Genomic DNA, 1843 nt, shown 5'->3' with positions numbered 1-1843 from the left:
AATTGAGCTCGGTCCCGGGGATCCTCTAGAGTCCTGCTCGATCGGGTAACCGCGATAGCGCAGGATGCCCTGATCGCCGTCGATGAAAGTGATCGCCGACTTGGTCGCCGCGGTGTTCACGAAGCCGTAGTCCAGGCTCGTGTAACCCGTCTGTTTCGTGAAGGTCGAGAAGTCGACGCTGGGTGCGCCGGCGGTGCCGGAGAGAATCGGCAGTTCGGCGGTGCGGTCACCGACGGTGACGGTGGCCTTCTGGGGGTGTCCCGCGTCGCTCACGAAGCCTCCTTGCGGTGGGTGGGGTCTTTTACAGCCTACTGGGCGCGCGGTCCAACGCAGATCGCGCGCAAAGGAACGGGCAATTCGTAGGAGGAAACCTACGAGACGGTCACCAGGCGCTCCGCTGCTGCAGCGATCCGCTCATCGGTCGCCGTCAAGGAGAAGCGGACGTGCTCGGGGAAGTGCTGCCCATAGAAGTGTCCCGGCCCGGCCAGGATGCCGAGATCGGCCAGGCGGTCCATGGTCTTCCAGGCATCGACGCCTTCGGTGGCCCAGAGGTAGAGGCCGCCCTCGGAGTTGTCGATGCGAAATCCCGCTTCCACGAGTGCCGGCCGGAGAACCTCACGCCGGGCGCGATAGCGCTCGCGCTGCGCAGCCACGTGTGCATCGTCTGCCAGCGCCGCCGTCATGGCACTCTGCACAGGACCGGGAAGCATGAGACCGAGGTGCTTGCGCGCCGTCAGCAGGCGCGACACCAGATCGCCGTCACCGGCGAGGAACGCGGCACGGTACCCCGCGAGGTTCGACTGCTTGCTGAGCGAGTACACCGAAAGCACGTCGCGCCGGTCGTCTCCGACGACGCGCGGATCGAGGATGCTGGGGATCGGCGCGTGGGCCCAGGGCCCGTCCCAGCCGAGTTCCGCGTAGCACTCATCGCTGACGATCACGGCGCCGAGCTCCCGTGCACGCGCGACGGCGGCACGGAGTTCGTGGACGTCGAGCACCCGCCCGTCGGGGTTTCCCGGAGTGTTCAGCCAGACCAGGCGCGTGCCCACCGGCCACTGCGCGGGATCGTCGGCGGCGAACGGGGTCGCACCCACCAGCTTGGCCCCCACCTCGTAGGTGGGATAGGCGGCCCGCGGGTGCACGACGATGTCTCCGGCGGACAGGTCGAGCAGCAACGGGAGGAGGGCGACGAGTTCCTTCGAACCGACCGTCGGCAGGACCTCGTCGACGCTCAGACCGGGAACCCCGCGGCGGCGGTCGTACCACGCGGTGATGGCGCCGCGCAGCGCCGCGGTGCCGACCGTCTGCGGATAGGCGTGAGCATCCGTCGCGGCACGCAGCGCCTCGGCGACGACATCCGGCGTCGGATCGACGGGAGACCCGATGGACAGATCCACGATGCCCCCCGGGTGCGACCGCGCTCGCGCAGCGAAGGGAGCGACGGCATCCCAGGGATAGTCGTCGAGATCGCGGACGGCCATCAGTGCGACTGCGGAGGAAGCGCGGAGATCACGGGGTGATCCTTGGCGATCACACCGACCTTGGCGGCACCGCCGGGCGAGCCGATGTCCTCGAAGAACTCGACGTTGGCGGTGTAGTAGTCCTGCCATTCGGCCGGCAGGTCGTCCTCGTAGTAGATCGCCTCCACGGGGCAGACCGGCTCACACGCGCCGCAGTCCACGCACTCGTCAGGGTGGATGTAGAGCGAGCGCTCGCCCTCGTAGATGCAGTCGACGGGGCATTCATCGATGCAGGCACGGTCCTTCACATCCACGCAGGGCAACGCGATCACATATGTCACGTGTCGAGTCTAGTTCGTGCTCGCCGGGTCATCGTCGAGCGA

The 1843-nt window shown here is 67.6% G+C and carries 3 protein-coding genes; all 3 read right to left on the bottom strand.

The window, feature by feature from the left end; translation table 11 throughout:
• Nucleotides 1–273: citrate/2-methylcitrate synthase (locus I5I_RS00455; protein ID WP_036314971.1), on the bottom strand; the 273-nt coding region annotated here is incomplete at its 3' end.
• A gap of 98 nt (nt 274–371) precedes the next feature.
• Nucleotides 372–1481 (bottom strand): succinyldiaminopimelate transaminase, encoded by a 1110-nt coding sequence (gene dapC / locus I5I_RS00450; RefSeq protein ID WP_036314970.1) that lies wholly within the window; start codon nt 1479–1481, stop codon nt 372–374.
• Entirely contained in the window at nt 1481–1801 is a 321-nt protein-coding gene (fdxA, locus tag I5I_RS00445) for a ferredoxin (protein WP_036314968.1), read from the bottom strand. The genes dapC and fdxA overlap by 1 nt, the downstream gene beginning before the upstream one ends.
• Nucleotides 1802–1843: the final 42 nt, after the last annotated feature.

It is taken from the genome of Microbacterium sp. B24, assembly GCF_000333415.1.
Classification (GTDB): domain Bacteria; phylum Actinomycetota; class Actinomycetes; order Actinomycetales; family Microbacteriaceae; genus Microbacterium.
Note: the sequence above shows the minus strand (reverse complement) of the source record. Positions and strands in the feature narration are given on the sequence as shown.

Coding starts and splice junctions, on each gene's coding strand:
- dapC (WP_036314970.1), bottom strand. CDS start 1,481: ATGGCCGTCCGCGATCTCGACGACTATCCCTGGGATGCCGTCGCTCCC.